Source organism: Planktothrix sp. FACHB-1355 (assembly GCF_014748295.1).
In the GTDB taxonomy this organism is placed as follows: Bacteria; Cyanobacteriota; Cyanobacteriia; order Cyanobacteriales; family Aerosakkonemataceae; genus Aerosakkonema; species Aerosakkonema funiforme_A.
The window spans coordinates 1-3,222 of sequence record NZ_JACJUP010000848.1 but is presented as its reverse complement, the minus strand read 5'-3'; the positions used below and the strand labels follow the sequence as shown (position 1 = coordinate 3,222).

At 45.3% G+C, this 3,222-nt stretch carries 5 protein-coding genes; 3 read left to right on the top strand and 2 right to left on the bottom strand.

Annotation, left to right across the window (positions count from 1 at the left end; translation table 11 throughout):
• Positions 1 to 812, bottom strand: an 812-nt coding sequence (locus H6S82_RS25895; RefSeq protein WP_191056931.1) for a Clp protease N-terminal domain-containing protein, incomplete at its 3' end; no start/stop codon positions are given.
• Positions 813 to 1,032: 220 nt separating this feature from the next.
• Between H6S82_RS25895 and H6S82_RS25890 the strand changes: the two genes are divergently transcribed.
• Positions 1,033 to 1,446 carry a GFA family protein gene (locus H6S82_RS25890; RefSeq protein ID WP_190471078.1) on the top strand — a complete coding sequence of 138 codons (414 nt, stop codon included), beginning with the start codon at positions 1,033 to 1,035 and terminating at the stop codon, positions 1,444 to 1,446.
• A gap of 94 nt (positions 1,447 to 1,540) precedes the next feature.
• On the opposite strand, the gene H6S82_RS25885 is transcribed toward H6S82_RS25890, so the two are convergent.
• On the bottom strand, positions 1,541 to 1,807 hold the full coding sequence (locus tag H6S82_RS25885; protein ID WP_190471076.1) for a YciI family protein: 267 nt from the start codon (positions 1,805 to 1,807) through the stop codon (positions 1,541 to 1,543).
• Positions 1,808 to 1,938: 131 nt separating this feature from the next.
• Between H6S82_RS25885 and H6S82_RS25880 the strand changes: the two genes are divergently transcribed.
• Both H6S82_RS25880 and H6S82_RS25875 read left to right on the top strand, forming a co-directional pair.
• The gene (locus H6S82_RS25880; RefSeq protein WP_190471073.1) at positions 1,939 to 2,490 is read left to right on the top strand and encodes a 2'-5' RNA ligase family protein; all 552 of its coding nucleotides are present in this window, start codon (positions 1,939 to 1,941) and stop codon (positions 2,488 to 2,490) included.
• Positions 2,491 to 2,578: 88 nt separating this feature from the next.
• Positions 2,579 to 3,222, top strand: a 644-nt coding sequence (locus tag H6S82_RS25875; RefSeq protein WP_191056930.1) for a serine hydrolase, incomplete at its 3' end; no start/stop codon positions are given.

The window sequence follows — 3,222 nt, the reverse complement described above, 5'->3', positions numbered from 1 at the left end:
GAGTGGGTGACTTCCCGCAATACCGATCGCAGGCGGTCTTCAAATTCTCCCCGATATTTGGCACCGGCAATCAAACTGCCCATATCCAGGGAAATCAATCTGCGATTTTTCAAAGATTCCGGTACGTCGCCGTTAACGATCCGCTGAGCTAAAGCTTCTGCGATCGCAGTTTTCCCAACTCCCGGTTCTCCAATCAGCACGGGATTGTTTTTCGTCCGGCGCGATAGCACTTGAATCACGCGGCGAATTTCATCATCCCGTCCGATTACGGGGTCCAGTTTACCAGCTTTTGCCTGTTCTGTCAAGTCGCGCCCGTACTTTTCTAAGGCGTCGTAACGATTTTCCGGGTTTTGATCGGTAACCTTTTGACTGCCGCGAATCGCTTTGATAGTAGCTTCCAGCTTTTTGACATCTGTATCGAAAGGTTTGAGTAACCGACGACCGATGCGATCGTCTTCAGCAAAGGCTATGATTAAATGTTCGACAGAAATATACCCATCTTGCCAAGATACCCTTGCCGACTCAGCGCGATCGAGCAATACATCTAAGTTTTTGCCCAGGTATATATCATCGCTCTTAGCAACGATTCTGGTTTGTGATTTTGCATAAGATTCAAGTTGGGACACCAGACGGGCGGAGTCAATGCCGGCGCGATTGAGTATGCGGTGTGCCAGTCCTTCTTGTTCCAGAAGTGCGATCGCTAAATGTTCTACCTCCAGATACTGATGTTGATAGCGACGCAGCACCTCTTGCGATTTGACAATGGCTTCCCAAGCTTTATCGGTAAATTTAGTAGCATCCGTAGGCTGCACAGTAGTTCGTTCCTCTTTATCAAAGGGTTTCTCAATTCTTACCCCTGATGACCATGATACTGAAAACCATCAGCACTTACTTATCGAACAATAGGGGGCTGGGGAAAATCAGCGAAACTGTCTATTTGAGATTTCTCTTAAATTTTCCCTATTTCCCATTTTGAATCGTACAAACTAGAAGGGAAAAAACAATCGCTAGAATGACAAGAGGATTTTTGAGATGACCGAGGTTTTCTCCGGTGGCTGTCTGTGCGGGGCTGTGCGCTACGAATGTCAGGCATCCCCCTTCGCCGCCATGCACTGTCAATGTTCTGACTGTCGCAAAACCAGCGCCACAGGTCACAGTTCCAAGTTAGCTGTCCCCAGGTCTGCTGTCAAAATCTCCGGTGAACTCAAGTTCTACGAATCGCAGGGTGAGAGTGGGAATATGGTGCGGCGCGGTTTTTGTCCCAACTGCGGTTGTTCCATCTACGCTGAGTCTTCTGGCTTTCCGGAAATGGGTGCGATTAGCGCCAGTAGCTTAGACGATCCTTCTATTTTCCAACCCAGCATGGTCATTTTTGCGGCGAACGCTCCCGCTTGGGATTATACTGACCCACAACTGCCCAAGTTTGACAAGATGCCACAGATGTAGAAATAGGATTTCTGCCAAGCAATAATTTGGGCTGAAAATCTGCGAATGATTGCTTTTTTTAGTAATTGGCCAAATTACTCTTATCCTTCACCGACTACTCGACTACGACTCGCCATTCGTGAAGTTCGTACTTAACGCAGCCATTTTTCACTAGGGGATCTTGGGATACGATCGCTCGCGCCTCTTCGATCGTAGCCGCTTGGAATAGGAGCATTCCGCCGCCGCGTTCCGCCCAGTACCCGCTACGCGCCTGATGTCCTTTGGCAATCAAATCTTGTACGTAAGCTTTATGTGCGGGTACGTATTTGTCAAACGTAGGTTTATCGACAATTCCTTGTTCGATTTTGACAAACCAAGGCATTCCAATTAATCCTTTTTGTGCTAATGTTCGCTTGGCGCAGTAAGAAACCGGGTTTCTTTAATTGTCCAAGCCGAATTTATCTGGAGCGCCCCAAGAAACCCAGTTTCTCTGATATTTGTAATTCTACTATTATGGACAAATCAAAAAAAAGATTTTTCATCGCACTTCTACCGCCCCAGGAAATGCAGTCGCGAGCTAATGAGATTAAGCAATATTTTGCCGATCGCTACAATAGCCGCCATGCCCAAAAGTCTCCCCCGCATATTACCTTGCAACCGCCTTTTGAATATGCGATCGATTCAGTCCCGACTTTGCTAGAATCACTCAGCAGTTTTGCCAGTACGCAACAAGCAGTACCCATTACATTATCAGGATTTGCAGCTTTTCCGCCCAGAGTCATTTATATCAATGTTCTCAAAACGCCCGCACTATTATCTTTACAAAAAGACTTGATGGCTCGTATGGAAACATCTTTGAGTATTGTAGATCCTGTCTCCAAAAAACGCCCTTTTGCCCCTCACATGACGGTTGCCTTCAAAGACTTGACACGACAGAACTTTCATGCTGCATGGCCGGAATTCCAGGAGCGATCGTTACAATATGAGTTTCTTGCCGATAAGCTAACTCTGCTAATTCATGACGGCAGTCGGTGGAATATTCACTCACAATTTCCCCTCTCGTAGGGTGGGCAATGCCCACCACACCAGCAACTGTATGGTAGAAAGACAAAAAAGAAATCGATAATTCTGTGGTGTAAAAGGAGAAAAATACGTGCCCTACCAACTAGCTGGACAATCTTTGGCAATTCTAATTAGCATCATGGGAGTTACCCCTCCCCCAGCAGCACTTGCTAGTTATGCTATTTTCGTTTCTTCTACCAAAGAAGTTGTTTCGCCCATTCATATACAACCCTGCGCTATAGCGAAATCCCTCCCTTATTTAGCATATAAAACTAAAAATAACAACTCCAATAAAAAGGCTGTTATCAAGTTTTCATCATCAAAAAATCTGGCGAAAATAGCATCGGATAGCGGCCTTAATTCAGCCAGAATTACAGTGTGCGAAATTTCGGGAAAATGTTGGAGCTATCAAGGCGATCGACCGCCGCAAAGTGCCGCCAGTTTAATTAAAGTTCCGATCGCGATCGCACTTTTGCAAAAATTATCCCAAAATAACATGAGTTTGGATCGAACGATCTATGTTGACACCAGCAACTTTACTGAAGAAGATTATTCACCCATCAAAGCGGGTAAATCTTATACTTTCCGATATTTGTTGACGGAAATGATTGCCCGGAGTAGCAACATTGCCACCAATCAAATAATAGATTATTTGGGATGGAATTATCTCAATCAAGTATTAGATAATCTAGGATATCCCACAACTCAAGTCGGTTACAAGCTCACAGGAGAATC